Below are 15,917 nucleotides of genomic sequence, written 5' to 3'. Positions count from 1 at the left end.
CGCCGGGCAGCCGGTCCGCCGCGTCACTTGGCTTCCGCGTGGCGGAACCAGCGCCGCTCGATTCTCGACATCACCCAGCACACGCCAAGCGCACATATGGTGCCGAGCGTCACTTCGCCGAACCGAATCAGCGGCACATCCCACAGCGGGCCGTTGCCCGGGAACAGCAGCACGATCGTCGCGGTCACGCCGCCGAGCCGTGCTGCGCTGCCGACATTCAGGCACCAGCAGCAGACGATCACGACCGCGACCGTGATCGCATACGTGACGAGGCGATCGCCGCCGACCGCCGCCCCCGCGAAGCCGAGCACGCCTCCGACCATTGCGCCGATGAACTGGTCGCGCGACAGCGACATCGTGTCCGAGTAGTTGTGCTGCGTGACGGCGATCGCGGTGATCGCCGCCCACACGGCCTGCTCGGAGTGCATCGCGCGGCCGATCGCATACGCGAGGCACGCGCCGCAGACGGCCTGGAGCGCCATCAGCCCGCCTTGCGCGAGCCGTTCGTTGAATGACAGCCCCTTGAACAGCTCGAAGATCGACTGCTGGATCTGCTGGCGGGCTTCGTTGAGTGTTCTGATCGTATCCATCGTGAGTCGGCCAAGAAGCGGGTAACGGCGGCGCGCCGCGTTCAGTGCGCCTGTTCGGGCGAGGCGGCAGCCGGTTCGTCGGCCGCCGTGTCGCCGTTCCCGACGCGCGTTTCGGGCATCACGAGCCAGACCAGCAGCACCGCGAGCGCGCCGGCGCCCGCGAGCCCGAAGAAGCTGACCGCGTTGCCGAAGTGGTCGGCGACGTAGCCGGCCGCGGCCGTGCTGAGCGTCGCGCCGATCCCGGCCGCGAGCCCGAACAGCCCGATGCACAGGTTGTAGCGGCCCTTGCCGCCCGCGACGTCGGCCGCGATCAGCGGCAGCATCACGCCGAACACGGCCGCGCTGATGCCGTCGAGCATCTGCACGGGCACGAGCAGGTACGGGCTGCTCACGCCGGCGAACAGCAGCGCGCGCACCGGCAGCGCGGAGAAACCGAGCAGCAGGATTGGCCGGCGCCCCCAGCGTTGCGCGGAGCGGCCGACCCAGGGTGACAGCATCGCAACGATCGCCTGCGGCACGATGATGCACGCGGCGATCACGAGCTGCACGTTTTCCCCCATCCCGGCCGTGACTTCACCGGCCGCGAGGTTCAGCATCGCCGCGTTCGACAGGTGGAACAGCACGACGCACGCCGCGAAGATCAGCATCCGGCGGTCGCGCAGCAGTTCGAGCAGCGTTTCGCGTTCGCCGGCTTCGTCGTGGTGATCGTCCGGCTTCGACGACTGCGGGATCACTTCGTGAGTCGGCTGGATCATCGCGAGCGCGAACAGCGCGGGCAGCGCCAGCACGGCGGTCAGCCAGAACACCGCGCGCGCGGAAAAGTACTCGCCGGTGAGCCCCATCAGGCCTGCCGCGACCGCACTGCCGATCGATGCCCAGCGCGCATTGCGGCCGAGCCGGTCGCCGAGGTCGGCGCGGCCGACCAGCGAGAACGAAATCGCCGCCATCGCGGGCACGAGCATGCAGCTCGCGAAGCCGTGGAACACCTCGGCGGCGATCACCGGCACGATGGTCGGGCTTGACGCGAGCAGCACCGCCGACAGAATGATGGCCGCGATCGCCCAGGCGGCCGCGCCTTTCTTGTTCTTCAGCGCGTCGACGGCCGCGCCGCCCGGCACCTGGCTGACCATCGCGCTGATCGTGCCGATCGACAGCACCATGCCGATCTCGCCTTGCGTCCATTTGTGCGATGCGAGGTAGGACGCGATGAACGGGCCGAACCCGGTCTGAACGTTTGCAACGAAGAAGTTGAGCCAGTCGAGGGACCGCAGACTGCGAGCGGTGACGGAATGCTTGATCGTCATCGGGTGGCACTCGCAGATGAAGCCGGGGCCGGGGCAACGGGCGGGAAGACCGCGACGACCGGCTTGTCGGCCGCGTAGGGTGGCGACGCCTTGATCTGTGCGTCGCTCAGGTCCAGTTGCGGGTGCAGCGCCTTGTCGCGCGTGACGAAGCGCAGCGCGCCCCAGCTCGCGGCAATCGAACGGCGGTCGGTATTGACGAGGCCGCCGAGGTCGAGCACGACAGCCTGCGGCTGCGCGGCGCGGTCGATCAGCACGTCGACGATGCGGCCGATCTTCGTGCCGTTCGGGCGCTCGACATCGCTGTCGAGCATCGGCAGCCGTGTCGCGGGCGAGGCCGCGGCGGAGCCCGACAGCGGCACGGCCTTCGGCCGCGCGGCCGGCGGCAGGTCGCCCGACGGCACGTCGAGCACGATCGGCTCCTGTTTGCCGCCCGGCGTGAAGCGGAACACGTCCCACGGGAAGATGACCTTGCGGTCGCCGACGCCCATGAAGCCCTGCAGGTTGACGATCATCTCGCGCGGCTTGCCGCTCGCGTCGGTCACCATGTCGACTGCGCGGCCGATCACCTTGCCGTTGCGGCGCGCGACCTCGCTGTCGAGCAGCGCATGGATCTGGGTGCGGTCGAGCGGGCGCGTCGCGACGATCGGCGCGGGCGGAGGCGGTGGCGGCGTCGGTGTTTCGGGGCGCTGCACGGGTTTCGGCCGCGTCACTTCGCGGTGCGGCTTCTTCGGCGCTTCCGGCGCCTCCGGTTGCGTCGGCGCCGGCACGGGTGGCATCGTCAGCGGTTCGCCGGCGGTTTCCTCGACGGGCTCGACGAGCGCCTCGCTGATCGGCGCGGGCGGGTTCTGGACCGGCAGCAGCCCGCAGCCGGACAGCAACGCGACGGCGGCGAGGATCAGGAAGACCGTCGAGGACGGCAACGACTTGCGGGATGCGGGAAACGGGAGTCCGCCGCTCATTGACACTCACTCCATGGGTCGGGGGCGGCCCGAGGGCACGCGGCTGGCGATGGATGGCGGGTGCGGGCGGCGCACCACGCGAGGTGAGATTTTAACGTGTCTTGCTTTCAGGACCGATTTCGATGGCCTGTTGCAGGCGGACTGTGGGGAAAAGGTAGGGATCGGAGGGGGCGCGGGCGAGGCGGGACGGGCCGAGGTGGCGGCTGCGGCGCCCGATCGTCGGCGACGATGCGGGCGCCGTGCCTGCGTGCGGCTTATTTGACCAGCGAGCCGAGCGTCGTCGTGACCGGAGCGAGCACGCCGCCACCCGCCTTCGAGAGCGCACCGGTGCCGGTGCCGCCCGTCAATCCCGCGACGGGCGAGCCGCCGGCCGCGCCCGATACGGCGCCCGTCACGGCGCCGACGGCCGACGTGAGCGCGCCTGCCGGGCTGCTGCCGCCCGTCGCGCCGCCCAGTGCACCCGTCGACAGGAGCCCCGTGACCGGCGCGAGCGGATTCGTTGCGGCACCGCCGCCGCCGAGCAGCGTCGTGCCGGCCGTGGCCACCGTATTGCCGGTTGCCGTCACCACGTTGCCGACGCCGGTCGTGACCGGATTGCCGCCGGTCTTCGCGATCGTCGTGCCGACGTTCGCGACGCCGTTGCCGACCGTCGTCACGAGGTTCGTGAGCGGCGCGCCGAGCGGCGTGCTCGCTGCGACGGTCTGCGTGACCGACCCGACCGTCGTCGTGATCGGCGTGATCGCCGAACTGGCGGCGCCCGTGACCTGTGCGACAGGGCCGGTCGACAGTTGCGTGCCGAGCGTTGCGCCGCCACCCGCGATCGTATTGCCGAGCGTCGTGATCGCGCCGCCGACGGGCGACGTCACGGGGGCGAGCGGGGCCAGTGCCGAGCCGCTGGCGCCCAGGCTCGACACGACCCCGCCGGTCGCGGCGACCGCGTCGCCGAGGTTCGTGACCACGCCGCCCGTGCTCGCGACCGTCGTGCCGACCGGATTCGACGACGCACCGAGCTGGCCGAGCCCCGATCCGATGCCGGTGCCGAGCGTCGTGACGGCCGCGCCGGCGTCCTGCACGACGGTGCCGAGCCCCTGGGTGGTCGCCGCGTTCGTGCCGGGCAGCGACTGGCCCGCGATCACCGTGCCGACGCCCGATACGGTGCTGCCCGCGGCCGTCACGACGTTGCTCGATGCCGCGGTCGTCTGGCCGACCGCATTCGCCGACGTGCCGCCGGAGCCGTTGCCCGTGCCGCCGGTCGTCGCGGTCGTGTCGCCCGAACCCGATCCGCCGCCGCCGGTGCCCTGGCTCAGCGAGCCGGAGCCGCCGCAGGCGGACAGCGACATCAGCGCCGCAACGCCCGTCGCGATCATGATCATTCGGAGTCCTGCTTGATTGATGGTCGGCGTAGTCATGTCGTCCTCGTCTTGTCTCGTTCGATGGATTGGGTCAGGCGGCCGTCGCGTGCGTCGACGTGTCGTCGCTGCGAACGGGAAGCGGCTGGCGCATGGTTGGTTGTCTCCCTGATTGCCTGTCGCCGTGTCGCATTTCGCCCGTACCGGAATCCGGCGCACCTGTCGGACGAGCGATCGCATTCTTTCGTATTGCTTGCCGATCGCGCCGTAAAACACCGGATTCCTGGCGATCAGAGTAGGTCCGCCGGTACGAGACGTCTTTTAATGATCGTTAAATTGAAGTAAGCGTCCGATTCAATGCGGAAATCGGGGTAATTACGGTCGACGCGGCGTGAATCGTGTGAGTCGGTGCCGGTGAGGCGGAGGGGAGTGGGGGGCGGGAGAGGTGCCGCGCCGTCCTGCCCGCCGTCATGGCGGGCAGGTGCGGGCGCTGCGTGAAGCAAGGTGAAGCGGGAAAGTCAGGCGTCCGGATACCACGCGTCGGTGAATTCGCTGACCTTGACGTCCGTCAGTTCCGGACGGGCGGCCAGCCACCCGCGCACGAGTTCGCGATCGGCGTCGGTCGTCGTGCCGCGCGGTGCACCGGAGATCACATAGGCGCCGATGCCTTCGTCCGCGGATGCGACGGTCAGCAGTCCGTTCGCTTCGACGAAGTCGATGAACGCGTCGATCAGTTCGCCGAGGTCGGTCATTTCGTTGCGGTAATGCGCGGTGGCATTGAACGCGAGTTCCTGGAATTCGCCGATGTGGAGTTTCTTGCGCTGGCGGCGGTTGTGGCCTTGGCTCATGGTGTGTGGTGAGTGCAAAAAGGGGTAAATGAAAATACGGCGGCGGGCGCTGGCGCGGCATGCGCGAACTGCCCGGGCGCCGTATCCGGGCGCCGCGCGGCGATGCCGGCGGCGGTTGGGCGGACCGTTACATCAGCACGATATCGTACTGCTCCTGACTCAAATTCGATTCGACCTGCAGCGATACCGGCTTGCCGATGAAGTCGATCAGCATCGCGAGATGCTGCGACTCTTCGTCGAGGAACAGGTCGATCACCTGCTGCGCGGCGATCACGCGGAATTCGCGCGGGTTGAACTGCCGCGACTCACGCAGGATCTCGCGCAGGATGTCGTAGCACACGGTGCGCGACGTCTTCACCTGGCCCTTGCCCTGGCAGGTCGGGCACGGCTCGCACAGCACGTGCGCGAGCGATTCGCGCGTGCGCTTGCGCGTCATCTCGACGAGCCCGAGCTGCGAGAAGCCGTTGACCGTCACGCGCGTGCGGTCGCGCGACAGCGCCTTCTTCAACTCGGACAGCACCGCGTCGCGATGCTCGGCGTTCTCCATGTCGATGAAGTCGATGATGATGATCCCGCCGAGGTTGCGCAGCCGCAGCTGCCGCGCGATCGTGTGCGCGGCCTCGAGGTTGGTCTTGAAGATCGTGTCGTCGAAGTTGCGCGCGCCGACGTAGCCGCCCGTGTTCACGTCGATCGTCGTCATCGCCTCGGTCTGGTCGATCATCAGGTAACCGCCCGATTTCAGGTCGACGCGGCGCGACAGCGCGCGCTGGATCTCCGTCTCGATGTTGTACAGGTCGAACAGCGGCCGCTCGCCGGTGTAGTGGTGCACTTTCGGGCTCACGGCCGGCGTGAACTCGCCCGCGAATTCCGCGAGGCGCTGGTACGTCTCGCGCGAATCGACCTGGATGCGCGTCGTGTCGTCGTTCGCGAAATCGCGCAGCACGCGCTGCGCGAGATCGAGATCCTGGTACAGCAGGCTCGTCGCCGGCAGCCGCTGCGCCTGCCCGACGATCGTCGCCCAGGTCTTGCGCAGGTACGTGACGTCGCCGGCCAGTTCGTCGGAAGTCGCATCCTCGGCGATCGTGCGCACGATGTAGCCGCCTTTCTCGTCCGGCGGGATCACGGCCGTCAGGCGCGCACGCACGGCTTCGCGTTCGGCTTCGCTCTCGATCTTCTGCGAGATGCCGATATGCGGCTCCTGCGGCAGGTAGACGAGCGTGCGGCCCGCGATACTGACCTGCGTCGACAGCCGCGCGCCCTTCGTGCCGATCGGATCCTTGATCACCTGGACCATCAGCGTCTGGCCCTCGAACACGATCTTCTCGATCGGCTGGTGCGGCGCGCCCGACTGCGGCTCGCCCGCGAGGCGCGGATGCCAGATGTCGGCGACGTGCAGGAATGCCGCACGCTCGAGGCCGATGTCGATGAACGCCGACTGCATGCCGGGCAGCACGCGCACGACCTTGCCGAGATAGATGTTGCCGACCCGCCCGCGCGACAGCGTGCGCTCGACGTGAAGCTCCTGCACCGAGCCTTGCTGGACGAGTGCGACCCGCGTTTCCTGCGGCGTGAGGTTGATCAGGATTTCTTCGTTCATGGTGGGATTCAGAAGGCGACACGCGCGGCGCGCAACAGCGCCGCGGTCTCAAAAAGGGGCAGACCCATGATACCTGAATGGGAACCGTCGATTCGCTCGATGAATTCTGCCGCGCGCCCCTGGATCGCATACGCGCCGGCTTTGCCGAACGGCTCGCCGGTTTCGACGTAGCGGGCGTAGGCGTCGCGCGACACGGCCGCGAAGCGCACCGACGAGCGCGACAGCGCGGGCGGCAGTAGTTCGCCGCCGGCATCGATCACGGCGACGGCGGTCAGCACCGCGTGTTCGCGGCCGGCGAGGCGCGTGAGCATCGCGAGCGCGTCGCCGGCGTCGGCCGGCTTGCCGAGGATCGCGCCGTCGATCGTCACGGTCGTGTCGGCGACCAGCACCGGCGCGGCCGGCTTGCCGCTCGCGACGAGGCGCGCACGCGCGGCTTCGGCCTTCGCGACGGTCACGCGCCGCACGTACGCATCGGCGGCTTCGCCGGGCACTTCCGCTTCGAGCGCTTCGGCGTCCTCATCGGGGCGCGGCAGCAGCAATTCGAAGCGCACGCCGATCTGTTGCAGCAGCTCCTGGCGGCGCGGGCTTTGCGAAGCGAGGTAAAGGGTCGGGAAAAGCGCGGGGGACGTGCTGGAGGGCATGGTGTCGTTATCTCGTTGAGCGCGCGCGGCGCGCGTCTCGAGGACGACACGTCATGCGCGGTGGTAGGGGTGATTCTGCGTGATGCTCCACGCCCGGTAAAGCTGTTCGGCGAGCAGCACGCGCACCATCCCGTGCGGCAGCGTCATGCTCGAGATGCGCAGCAGCACGTCGGCGCGCGCTTTCAGCTCCGGATCGAGCCCGTCGGCGCCGCCGATCACGAACGCGACGTCGCGGCCGTCCTGCTGCCAGCCGGGCAGTGCCTGGGCGAGCTGCATCGTGGTCCAGTCGCGGCCGCGCTCGTCGAGCGCGACGAGGCGCGCGCCTTTCGGCAGCGCCGCCTCGATCTTCTGCCGCTCGGCCGCCATCACGCTTTCGGCGCTGCGGCCACCCGAACGGAGTTCGGGCTTGATCTCGCGCAACTCGATGCGCAGTTCCGGCGGCATCCGCTTCGTGTATTCGTCGAAGCCGGATGCGATCCAGCCCGGCATCTTGTGGCCGACCGCAAGGATGAAAAGCTTCATCGGAAGAGGCGTGACGGCTTAACGGCGGCGGGCGGCCGTCTTGCGTGCCGGGCGTGCGGGCGCGGTTTCCTCGTCTTCCTCTTCGTCTTCGCTGGCCGTTGCAAAGCCGTTCGGGCCCTTGCCGCCGCCGAGCTTCATCCGCACCGGCTTGTCGCCCCAGATTTCCTCGAGGTTGTAGTACTGGCGCAGGGCCGGCTGCAGGATGTGCACGACCGCGTCGCCGCAATCGACCAGCACCCATTCACCGGTGTCTTCGCCTTCGGAGCTGACGATGTCGCCGCCGGCTTCCTTGACCTTGTCGCGCACGCTTGACGCGAGGGCCTTGGTCTGGCGGTTGGACGTGCCCGAAGCGACGACCACGCGGTCGAACAGTTCGGTCAGGTGGCTGGTGTTGAACACCTTGATGTCTTGCGCCTTGACGTCTTCGAGGGCGTCGACGATCACGCGCTGCAGTTTGCGAATATCCATGGATTCAGGAATGGTAGAGGCGATGTTGAAGAATATAGGCCCATACGGCGGCCGGCACATGTTCGGCCGACGCATCGGGCATTTGCGCATGGCGTGCGATGCATTCGCGCAGGTGTGCGCGGATGTCGGTCGCGGCAATGTCGAACGAAAGGGTCGTATCGATCAGCAGGTGGCCAGCCGGCGTGGCCTTCAGCACGTCGGCACCGGCCTGCCGCGCGGTGATTTCCCGCGCAACGTCCGGCGACGCCGTGCCCAGGTCGAAACCCGGGCGCGTCGACACGCAGATGTGCGCGTGGTCGAACAGCTTGCGCCAGTCGCGCCACGTGTCGAGCCGCACGAGCTGGTCGGCGCCGATCAGCATCGACAGCGACGCGTCCGGGCCGATTCGCTCGCGCCAGCGCGCGAGCGTCTCGACCGTGTACGTCGGGCCGGTGTGCTCGATCTCGTCGGTGGCGACGGTCACGGTCACGCCCGGCAGGGACAGCGAGCCGGCGGCCGCGCGCGTCATCGCGAGCCGATGCTCGGCGGCCGACACGTCACGCTTCTGGTACGGCTGCCCGGCGGGCAGCAGCACGAGTTCGGTCAGGCCGAGCAGCTCGGCGAACCGGCGCGCGAGCGCGAGATGGCCGTCGTGGATCGGGTCGAAAGTGCCGCCCAGCAAGCCGATACGACGCGGCAGCGGGGCGGGGCGGGCGGTGGTGTCCAGAAACGCGTCCTTTCCTTGGGGCAGCGGGGCGCGCGGGCTCAGACCCAGTCGCGCGGCACGATGAAGTCGGTGTACAGGCGCGCTTCAGGCGTGCCCGGCTCGGGCTGCCAGTTATAGCGCCAGTTCGCGGCCGGCGGCATCGACATCAGGATCGACTCGGTCCGGCCGCCGCTTTGCAGGCCGAACAGCGTGCCGCGGTCGAACACGAGGTTGAATTCGACGTAACGGCCGCGGCGATACGCCTGGAAGTCGCGCTCGCGCTCGCCGTACGGCAGCTCGGCGCGGCGCTCGACGATCGGCAGGTAGGCCTGCAGGAACGCGTCGCCGACGCTTTGCATCATGTCAAACGAGCGTTCGAAACCGGGCTCCGAGAAATCGTCGAAGAAGATCCCGCCGATGCCGCGCATTTCGTTGCGGTGCTTCAGGAAGAAATACTCGTCGCACCATTTCTTGAAGCGCGGGTAGAGCTCGGCGCCGAACGGGTCGAGCGCATCCTTGCAGGTCTGGTGGAAATGCCGCGCGTCGTCCTCGAAACCGTAAACGGGTGTCAGATCCATGCCGCCGCCGAACCAGAACACGGGCTCCTCGCCCGGTTTCGTCGCGATCAGCATCCGCACGTTCATGTGGACGGTCGGGCAGTACGGATTGCGCGGGTGCAGCACGAGCGACACGCCGAGCGCCTCGAAGCCGCGGCCCGCGAGCTGCGGGCGCGCCGCGCTCGCCGACGGCGGCAGCGCATCGCCCGCGACGTCGGAAAAGCCGATCCCCGCGCGTTCGAACACGCGGCCGCCTTCGAGGATCCGCGTGCAGCCGCCGCCGCGCAGGCGTTCGGCCGGCCCGCGCTGCCACGTGTCGGTCGCGAGCGGCGTGCCGTCGAGCGCGCCGAGCGCATCGGCGATGCGTGTCTGCAGGCCCTGGAGGTACGTGCGCACGCGCGCTACGTCGTAGGTCGAATCGGTCATGTCTGGACTGGGTGCCCTCGCCCGAAGCGGGGGCCGTAAAAAAGGCATCTGCCGGGCATTCTATCGAACCCCGGCAGAGGGGCCTGTTCCCGCTGATAACGGGCTTGCGAACGTGCGTTGCCGGTCGTGGTGCAAGGCGCGAGGAGCGCCGTTTGGCCGAGCCAAACAAGCGACGAGCAACGCCGCAATGCGGCCGGCAACGCACGTTCCCGAAACTAACAAAAATTCCATCCTGGGGCTGGCCGCCGGAAGGGCCCGTTATTGGCGGAAACAGGCCCCTCGCGGCGCGCGGCCTTGCGGCGCGCCCGAAGCGATCGTCACACGCTCTTGCGGTTGAGCGCGCGGAAGCCGATGTCGCGGCGGTACTGCATGCCTTCGAAATTGATCTGGTTGATCGTGTCGTATGCATGCTGCTGCGCTTCGCGCACCGAATCGGCCAGGCCGACCACGCACAGCACGCGGCCGCCGGACGTCGTCAGCTTGTCGCCGTCGCCGAGCGTCGTGCCCGCATGGAACGTCATGGCCTGTTCGGTCTCGGCCGGGATCCCGTTGATGCGGTCGCCCTTGCGCGGCGCGTCCGGATAGCCGTGCGCGGCCAGCACGACGCCGAGTGCGGTGCGGCGGTCCCAGTCGAGCTCGACCGTGTCGAGCGTGCCCGCGATCGCCTGCTCGACGATCTTCGAGAAATCGCTCTTCAGGCGCGCCATGATCGGCTGCGTTTCGGGGTCGCCCATCCGGCAGTTGAACTCGAGCGTGCGCGGATTGCCTTCCTTGTCGATCATCAGGCCCGCGTACAGGAAGCCCGTGAAGCGGATGCCGTCCTTTTCCATGCCACGCACGGTCGGCATGATGATCTCGCGCATCACGCGTGCGTGCATCTGCGGCGTGACGATCGGCGCGGGCGAATACGCGCCCATGCCGCCGGTGTTCGGGCCGCGGTCTTCGTCGAGCAGGCGCTTGTGGTCCTGGCTCGAAGCCAGTGCCAGCGCGTGCTTGCCGTCGACCATCACGATGAAGCTCGCTTCCTCGCCGTCGAGGAATTCCTCGATCACGACGCGCGCGCCGGCGTCACCCAGCTTGTTGCCCGACAGCATCATGTCGACCGCTGCATGCGCCTCTTCGAGCGTCATCGCGACGACGACGCCCTTGCCGGCCGCGAGGCCGTCGGCCTTCACGACGATCGGCGCACCCTTCGCGTCGATGTACGCGTGGGCGGCGGCTACGTCGGAGAACGTTTCGTACTCGGCCGTCGGAATGCCGTGGCGCTTCATGAACGCCTTCGCGAAATCCTTCGAGCTTTCGAGCTGCGCGGCTTCGCGGGTCGGGCCGAAGACCTTCAGGCCGCGTGCGCGGAACAGGTTGACGATGCCGGCCGCGAGCGGTGCTTCCGGCCCGACGAGCGTGAACGCGACGCCTTCGCTTTCCGCGAAATCGGCGAGTTCGTCGAGCGCCGTGATATCGACGTTCTTCAGACGCTCGTCCTGCGCCGTGCCGCCATTGCCGGGCGCGACGTAGACCATCTGGACGCGCGGCGACTGCGCGAGCTTCCACGCCAGCGCATGTTCGCGGCCGCCGGAACCGACGACGAGTAGTTTCATGGGATTCCCCGCAGACTAGAAAACAGGGCGGCCGGCACGCTCAGGCGCGCCGGCCGCGGTATCGGTCGGGCCGCCGCCGCGACAGGCGCACGGCGGCCGGCATCTCATTCCTCGATGATGACGGCGTTCGTATACACGTCCTGCACGTCGTCGAGGTTCTCGAGCGCGTCCAGGAGCTTCTGCATCTTCGCCGCGTCGTCACCGGTGAACTCGACTTCGTTCTGCGGCTTCATCGTCACTTCGGCGAGTTCGGCCTTGAAGCCGGCGGCTTCGAGCGCGTCCTTCACCGCCGAGAATGCCTGCCAGTCGCACAGCACTTCGATCGAGCCGTCGTCGTTCGTGTTCACGTCGTTCGCGCCGGCTTCGAGCGCGGCTTCCATCAGCGCGTCTTCCGACGTGCCGGGCGCGAACAGGAACTGGCCGACGTGATCGAACATGAACGCGACCGAGCCGTCGGTGCCCATGTTGCCGCCGAACTTCGAGAATGCGTGGCGAACTTCCGCGACCGTACGCGTGCGGTTGTCGGTCAGCGTGTCGACGATGATCGCCGCGCCGCTGATGCCGTAGCCTTCGTAACGGATTTCTTCGTAGTTCGCGCCGTCCGCGCCGCCGACGCCGCGATCGATCGCGCGCTTGACGTTGTCCTTCGGCATGTTCGCGTCGGCCGCCTTGTCGACCGCGAGACGCAGGCGCGGGTTCGAGTTGACATCGCCGCCGCCGAGGCGCGCCGCGACCTGGATTTCCTTGATCAGACGGGTCCAGATCTTGCCGCGCTTCGCGTCGGCCGCTGCCTTCTTATGCTTGATGTTGGCCCATTTCGAATGACCAGCCATACCTTTCTCCGTGCCCGGGCGCGCAGCGCGGGCGATTGTTTCAATGTGTCGTTGAGTCGGCGGCCGTGTCGGCGGGCATGAAGCCGCGGGGCCGCGCGTATCGAGTGGACCGTGATTTTATCACGCGGCGACCGCCGGATCGGGGCCGCCGCGCATGGCCGAACGGCCGGGCAGGCCGTAGCGGACCGGGCCGCGCGCCGCGCGGCCGTGCAGGCACTCAGTTCTTGGTGCCGAACAGGCGGTCGCCCGCGTCGCCGAGGCCCGGCACGATGTACGCGTGTTCGTTCAGGTGCGAATCGAGCGACGCGACGAACAGCTTCACGTCGGGGTGCGCGTCCTGGAACACCTGGACGCCTTCCGGCGCGGCAACCAGCGCGACGAACATGATGTTCGCGGCCGGCACGTTGCGGCGCTTGAGCACGTCGACCGCATGCACGGCCGAATAGCCGGTCGCGACCATCGGGTCGCACAGGATGAAGATGCGGTCTTCCAGGTCCGGCAGGCGCACCAGGTACTCGACCGGGCGGTGGTCCTCGGCGCGGTACACGCCGATGTGGCCGACCCGCGCGGACGGCACCAGGTCGAGCAGGCCGTCCGACATCCCGATGCCCGCGCGCAGCACGGGCACGATCGCGAGCTTCTTGCCTGCGATCACGGGCGCGTCGACGGCCACCAGCGGGGTTTCGACCCGCTTGGTCGTGATCGGCAGGTTGCGGGTGATCTCGTAGCCCATCAGCAGCGTGATCTCGCGCAGCAGCTCGCGGAACGTACGCGTGGACGTGTCCTTGTCGCGCATATGCGTGAGCTTGTGCTGGATCAGCGGGTGATCGGTGATGAAGAGATTCGGGAAACGGCTGTCCTGTTTCATGACGGGGGCGCCTTGGCGGCAAAAGGTGATCGGGGCGGCGGCGGGCGCAAGCCGGCTGCCGCTTATGGCCGCAATTTTACCAAGGCGCGCCGCATGATCCGGATATTATCGACGTCTCACGACAATCCGCGCGCCGCGCACGCCCGTTCGCCCGCCCACCGGCGCGGCGGGGCCGTCCCGGCGCGCGTCGCCACCAGGGAGTCGACGATGGATCTCGGTATCGAAGGAAAGACCGCGCTCGTATGCGCAGCAAGCAAGGGTCTCGGGCGCGGCTGCGCGGAAGCGCTGGCCGCCGAGGGCGTTAACCTCGTGATCGTCGCGCGCACGCGCGACACGCTCGAGGAAACCGCGGAGGAGATCCGCGCCGGCGCGAACGTGTCGGTCACCGCGGTTGCCTGCGACATCACGACGCCGGACGGGCGCGCGGCCGCGCTTGCCGCGTGCCCGCAGCCGGACATTCTCGTGACGAATGCCGGCGGCCCGCCGCCCGGTGACTTCCGCGACTTCTCGCACGACGACTGGATCCGCGCGCTCGAGTCGAACATGCTGACGCCGATCGAGCTGATCCGCGCGACCATCGACGGGATGATCGCGCGCCGCTTCGGCCGGATCGTCAACATCACCAGCTCGGCCGTGAAGGCGCCGATCGACGTGCTCGCGCTGTCGAACGGCGCGCGCTCGGGGCTGACCGGCTTCGTCGCGGGGCTGTCGCGCAAGGTCGCCGGCCAGGGCGTGACGATCAACAACCTGCTGCCGGGGCTGTTCGACACCGACCGGATCGCGACGACGCTCGCCGCATCGGCGAAGGCGCAGGGCGTGACGGTCGACGAAATGCGCGTGCGGCGCGCAAACGACATCCCGGCCGGTCGCCTCGGCACGCGCGCCGAATTCGGCGCAGCCTGCGCGTTCCTGTGCAGCGCGCATGCCGGCTACATCACCGGGCAGAACTGGCTGCTCGACGGCGGCGCGTATCCCGGTACGTTCTGACCCGCGCCTTTCGATTCACGATCACGACAACAACCGAACGACGAAGGAACTGGAGATGAGCAAACCCCGCATCGCATTGATTGCGCACGACGCGAAGAAGGCCGAGATCGTCGCGCTCGCGGGCGAATACCGCGCGACGCTCGCGCAATGCCGGCTGGTCGGGACGGGCACGACGGGCGGCCGTATTGCAGCCGCGCACGGGCTGGAGGTCGAACGCAAGCTGTCGGGGCCGCTCGGCGGCGACCTGCAGATCGGCGCGGAACTGGCCGAAGGCCGTGTCGACATCGTCGTGTTCCTGCGCGATCCGATGACCGCGCAGCCGCACGACCCCGATATCACCGCGCTCGTGCGTGCCTGCGACGTGCACGACGTGCCGGTTGCGACCAACGTCGCCACCGCGCGGATGCTGCTCGACGATCTGGCGCGCAACATGCAGGACGTTTGCTAGGCACGCGCCGCGCCCGATTGCCCCTGCTTGCGGCAGGGCCATGCACGGACGGCGGCGACGCGCGAGAATCGTGCGTCGCGATACGCGCCCGCCGCCCGGTTCCCGCATGAATCGGCCGGCCTGCGCATCGGCGACCCGGAATTTTTCCTGACCGATTGACAGACGAGGAGCGAAACGATGCCGAAAGCAATCCGATACGACCAGCCGGGCGGCCCGGACGTGATGAAGTGGGTCGATGTCGAGGTCGGCGAGCCGAAGGCGGGTGAAGTCCGCATCCGGCAGCACGCGGTCGGGCTCAACTACATCGACGTGTATTTCCGTACCGGCCTTTATCCGCAACCGCTGCCCGGCGGTCTCGGGATGGAGGCGGCGGGCGAGGTGACGGCCGTCGGCGACGGCGTGACCGCGTTCAAGGTCGGCGACCGCGTGGCGTATGTCGGGCAGCCGCCGGGCGCGTATGCGCAGGAGCGCGTGATGCCGGCCGAGCGGCTCGTGAAGCTGCCCGACGGCATCAGCTACGACGATGCGGCATCGGTGATGCTGCAGGGCCTGACCGCGCACTACCTGCTGCGCCGCACCTACCCGGTGAAGGCCGGCGACACGATCCTGATTCACGCGGCGGCCGGCGGCGTCGGCCTGCTCGTGTGCCAGTGGGCAAAGGCGCTCGGCGCGACGGTGATCGGGACGGTCGGCTCCGACGAAAAGGCCGAACTCGCGAAGGCGCACGGCTGCGATCACCCGATCGTCTACACGCGCGAGAACTTCACGCAGCGCGTGAAGGAGATCACGAACGGTGCGGGCGTGCCGGTCGTCTACGATTCGATCGGCAAGGACACCTACATCGGCTCGCTCGACTGCCTCGCGCCGCTCGGCTACTTCGTCAGCTTCGGCAACGCGTCGGGCCCGTTGCCGGCGATCGACTCGAAGGAGTTCTCGTCGCGCGGTTCGCTGTTCTTCACGCGGCCGACGCTGTTCTCGTACATCGCGAAGCGCGCCGATCTCGAAGCCGCGGCCGCCGAGCTGTTCGACGTGATCCTGTCGGGCAAGGTGAAGACCAGCATCAACCAGCGCTATCCGCTCGCGGAAGTCGGCCGCGCGCATGCGGATCTCGAAGCGCGCAAGACCACCGGCTCGACGATCCTCGTTCCCTGACCTGCCTCCCCGTGCCGGCGCCATGCCGGCACGCGCCCTTGCGGGCGGCGCAGCGGCGCCGTCCGTCCCGCCTCCCGGTTTGTCC

At 68.5% G+C, this 15,917-nt stretch carries 17 protein-coding genes; 3 read left to right on the top strand and 14 right to left on the bottom strand.

Annotation, left to right across the window (positions count from 1 at the left end; genetic code table 11):
* Nucleotides 1-23 precede the first annotated feature (23 nt).
* The 14 genes from KEC55_RS12225 to upp form a co-directional block, all read right to left on the bottom strand.
* The gene (locus tag KEC55_RS12225) at nucleotides 24-590 is read right to left on the bottom strand and encodes an FUSC family protein (RefSeq protein ID WP_282505664.1); all 567 of its coding nucleotides are present in this window, start codon (nucleotides 588-590) and stop codon (nucleotides 24-26) included.
* A gap of 41 nt (nucleotides 591-631) precedes the next feature.
* Nucleotides 632-1,894, bottom strand: coding sequence for an MFS transporter (locus KEC55_RS12220; RefSeq protein ID WP_282505663.1), 1,263 nt, complete (start codon nucleotides 1,892-1,894; stop codon nucleotides 632-634).
* On the bottom strand, nucleotides 1,891-2,853 hold the full coding sequence (locus tag KEC55_RS12215; RefSeq protein ID WP_282505662.1) for a PRC-barrel domain-containing protein: 963 nt from the start codon (nucleotides 2,851-2,853) through the stop codon (nucleotides 1,891-1,893). The genes KEC55_RS12220 and KEC55_RS12215 overlap by 4 nt, the downstream gene beginning before the upstream one ends.
* Before the next feature lie 254 nt (nucleotides 2,854-3,107).
* A complete protein-coding gene (locus KEC55_RS12210; RefSeq protein ID WP_282505661.1) occupies nucleotides 3,108-4,262 on the bottom strand; it encodes a collagen-like triple helix repeat-containing protein in 1,155 nt (384 codons plus the stop codon).
* Between the two features lie 458 nt (nucleotides 4,263-4,720).
* Entirely contained in the window at nucleotides 4,721-5,050 is a 330-nt protein-coding gene (locus KEC55_RS12205) for a YggL family protein (RefSeq protein ID WP_282505660.1), read from the bottom strand.
* 127 nt (nucleotides 5,051-5,177) lie between these two features.
* A complete protein-coding gene (rng, locus tag KEC55_RS12200) occupies nucleotides 5,178-6,647 on the bottom strand; it encodes a ribonuclease G (protein ID WP_176050411.1) in 1,470 nt (489 codons plus the stop codon).
* Nucleotides 6,648-6,655: 8 nt separating this feature from the next.
* On the bottom strand, nucleotides 6,656-7,288 hold the full coding sequence (locus KEC55_RS12195; protein ID WP_282505659.1) for a Maf family protein: 633 nt from the start codon (nucleotides 7,286-7,288) through the stop codon (nucleotides 6,656-6,658).
* Between the two features lie 51 nt (nucleotides 7,289-7,339).
* Complete coding sequence (gene rlmH / locus KEC55_RS12190; protein WP_006484265.1) at nucleotides 7,340-7,810, bottom strand: 23S rRNA (pseudouridine(1915)-N(3))-methyltransferase RlmH; 471 nt, start codon at nucleotides 7,808-7,810, stop codon at nucleotides 7,340-7,342.
* Nucleotides 7,811-7,828: 18 nt separating this feature from the next.
* Complete coding sequence (gene rsfS, locus KEC55_RS12185) at nucleotides 7,829-8,278, bottom strand: ribosome silencing factor (protein WP_282505658.1); 450 nt, start codon at nucleotides 8,276-8,278, stop codon at nucleotides 7,829-7,831.
* Between the two features lie 4 nt (nucleotides 8,279-8,282).
* Entirely contained in the window at nucleotides 8,283-8,984 is a 702-nt protein-coding gene (locus KEC55_RS12180; RefSeq protein ID WP_432626295.1) for a nicotinate-nucleotide adenylyltransferase, read from the bottom strand.
* A gap of 38 nt (nucleotides 8,985-9,022) precedes the next feature.
* Nucleotides 9,023-9,946: an oxygen-dependent coproporphyrinogen oxidase gene (hemF, locus tag KEC55_RS12175; protein WP_176050408.1), complete on the bottom strand. Its 924-nt coding sequence runs from the start codon at nucleotides 9,944-9,946 to the stop codon at nucleotides 9,023-9,025.
* A gap of 317 nt (nucleotides 9,947-10,263) precedes the next feature.
* Nucleotides 10,264-11,544 carry a phosphoribosylamine--glycine ligase gene (gene purD, locus KEC55_RS12170; protein ID WP_282505657.1) on the bottom strand — a complete coding sequence of 427 codons (1,281 nt, stop codon included), beginning with the start codon at nucleotides 11,542-11,544 and terminating at the stop codon, nucleotides 10,264-10,266.
* A 104-nt stretch (nucleotides 11,545-11,648) separates the two neighbouring features.
* Nucleotides 11,649-12,377 (bottom strand): YebC/PmpR family DNA-binding transcriptional regulator, encoded by a 729-nt coding sequence (locus KEC55_RS12165; protein ID WP_176050406.1) that lies wholly within the window; start codon nucleotides 12,375-12,377, stop codon nucleotides 11,649-11,651.
* Between the two features lie 217 nt (nucleotides 12,378-12,594).
* Complete coding sequence (gene upp / locus KEC55_RS12160) at nucleotides 12,595-13,245, bottom strand: uracil phosphoribosyltransferase (protein ID WP_006478229.1); 651 nt, start codon at nucleotides 13,243-13,245, stop codon at nucleotides 12,595-12,597.
* Nucleotides 13,246-13,452: 207 nt separating this feature from the next.
* On the opposite strand from upp, the gene KEC55_RS12155 reads away from it, so the two are divergent.
* From KEC55_RS12155 to KEC55_RS12145, 3 genes are all read left to right on the top strand, one after another.
* The gene (locus KEC55_RS12155) at nucleotides 13,453-14,232 is read left to right on the top strand and encodes an SDR family oxidoreductase (RefSeq protein WP_282505656.1); all 780 of its coding nucleotides are present in this window, start codon (nucleotides 13,453-13,455) and stop codon (nucleotides 14,230-14,232) included.
* Nucleotides 14,233-14,287: 55 nt separating this feature from the next.
* On the top strand, nucleotides 14,288-14,680 hold the full coding sequence (locus tag KEC55_RS12150; protein ID WP_282505655.1) for a methylglyoxal synthase: 393 nt from the start codon (nucleotides 14,288-14,290) through the stop codon (nucleotides 14,678-14,680).
* A gap of 177 nt (nucleotides 14,681-14,857) precedes the next feature.
* On the top strand, nucleotides 14,858-15,832 hold the full coding sequence (locus KEC55_RS12145; RefSeq protein WP_282505654.1) for a quinone oxidoreductase family protein: 975 nt from the start codon (nucleotides 14,858-14,860) through the stop codon (nucleotides 15,830-15,832).
* The last annotated feature ends 85 nt before the right edge of the window (nucleotides 15,833-15,917 follow it).

Origin of the sequence: Burkholderia cepacia, assembly GCF_029962485.1 — a bacterium.
GTDB lineage: Bacteria > Pseudomonadota > Gammaproteobacteria > Burkholderiales > Burkholderiaceae > Burkholderia.
This window is presented reverse-complemented; position numbering and strand designations above follow the sequence as displayed.

Bases quoted from the DNA above. Each gene is read 5' to 3' on its own strand.
- KEC55_RS12205 (WP_282505660.1), bottom strand. From the start codon at position 5,050: ATGAGCCAAGGCCACAACCGCCGCCAGCGCAAGAAACTCCACATCGGC.
- upp (WP_006478229.1), bottom strand. From the start codon at position 13,245: ATGAAACAGGACAGCCGTTTCCCGAATCTCTTCATCACCGATCACCCG.
- hemF (WP_176050408.1), bottom strand. From the start codon at position 9,946: ATGACCGATTCGACCTACGACGTAGCGCGCGTGCGCACGTACCTCCAG.
- KEC55_RS12145 (WP_282505654.1), top strand. From the start codon at position 14,858: ATGCCGAAAGCAATCCGATACGACCAGCCGGGCGGCCCGGACGTGATG.
- KEC55_RS12150 (WP_282505655.1), top strand. From the start codon at position 14,288: ATGAGCAAACCCCGCATCGCATTGATTGCGCACGACGCGAAGAAGGCC.
- KEC55_RS12165 (WP_176050406.1), bottom strand. From the start codon at position 12,377: ATGGCTGGTCATTCGAAATGGGCCAACATCAAGCATAAGAAGGCAGCG.
- KEC55_RS12215 (WP_282505662.1), bottom strand. From the start codon at position 2,853: ATGAGCGGCGGACTCCCGTTTCCCGCATCCCGCAAGTCGTTGCCGTCC.
- KEC55_RS12155 (WP_282505656.1), top strand. From the start codon at position 13,453: ATGGATCTCGGTATCGAAGGAAAGACCGCGCTCGTATGCGCAGCAAGC.
- rsfS (WP_282505658.1), bottom strand. From the start codon at position 8,278: ATGGATATTCGCAAACTGCAGCGCGTGATCGTCGACGCCCTCGAAGAC.
- rng (WP_176050411.1), bottom strand. From the start codon at position 6,647: ATGAACGAAGAAATCCTGATCAACCTCACGCCGCAGGAAACGCGGGTC.
- KEC55_RS12225 (WP_282505664.1), bottom strand. From the start codon at position 590: ATGGATACGATCAGAACACTCAACGAAGCCCGCCAGCAGATCCAGCAG.
- KEC55_RS12220 (WP_282505663.1), bottom strand. From the start codon at position 1,894: ATGACGATCAAGCATTCCGTCACCGCTCGCAGTCTGCGGTCCCTCGAC.
- rlmH (WP_006484265.1), bottom strand. From the start codon at position 7,810: ATGAAGCTTTTCATCCTTGCGGTCGGCCACAAGATGCCGGGCTGGATC.
- KEC55_RS12210 (WP_282505661.1), bottom strand. From the start codon at position 4,262: ATGACTACGCCGACCATCAATCAAGCAGGACTCCGAATGATCATGATC.
- KEC55_RS12195 (WP_282505659.1), bottom strand. From the start codon at position 7,288: ATGCCCTCCAGCACGTCCCCCGCGCTTTTCCCGACCCTTTACCTCGCT.
- purD (WP_282505657.1), bottom strand. From the start codon at position 11,544: ATGAAACTACTCGTCGTCGGTTCCGGCGGCCGCGAACATGCGCTGGCG.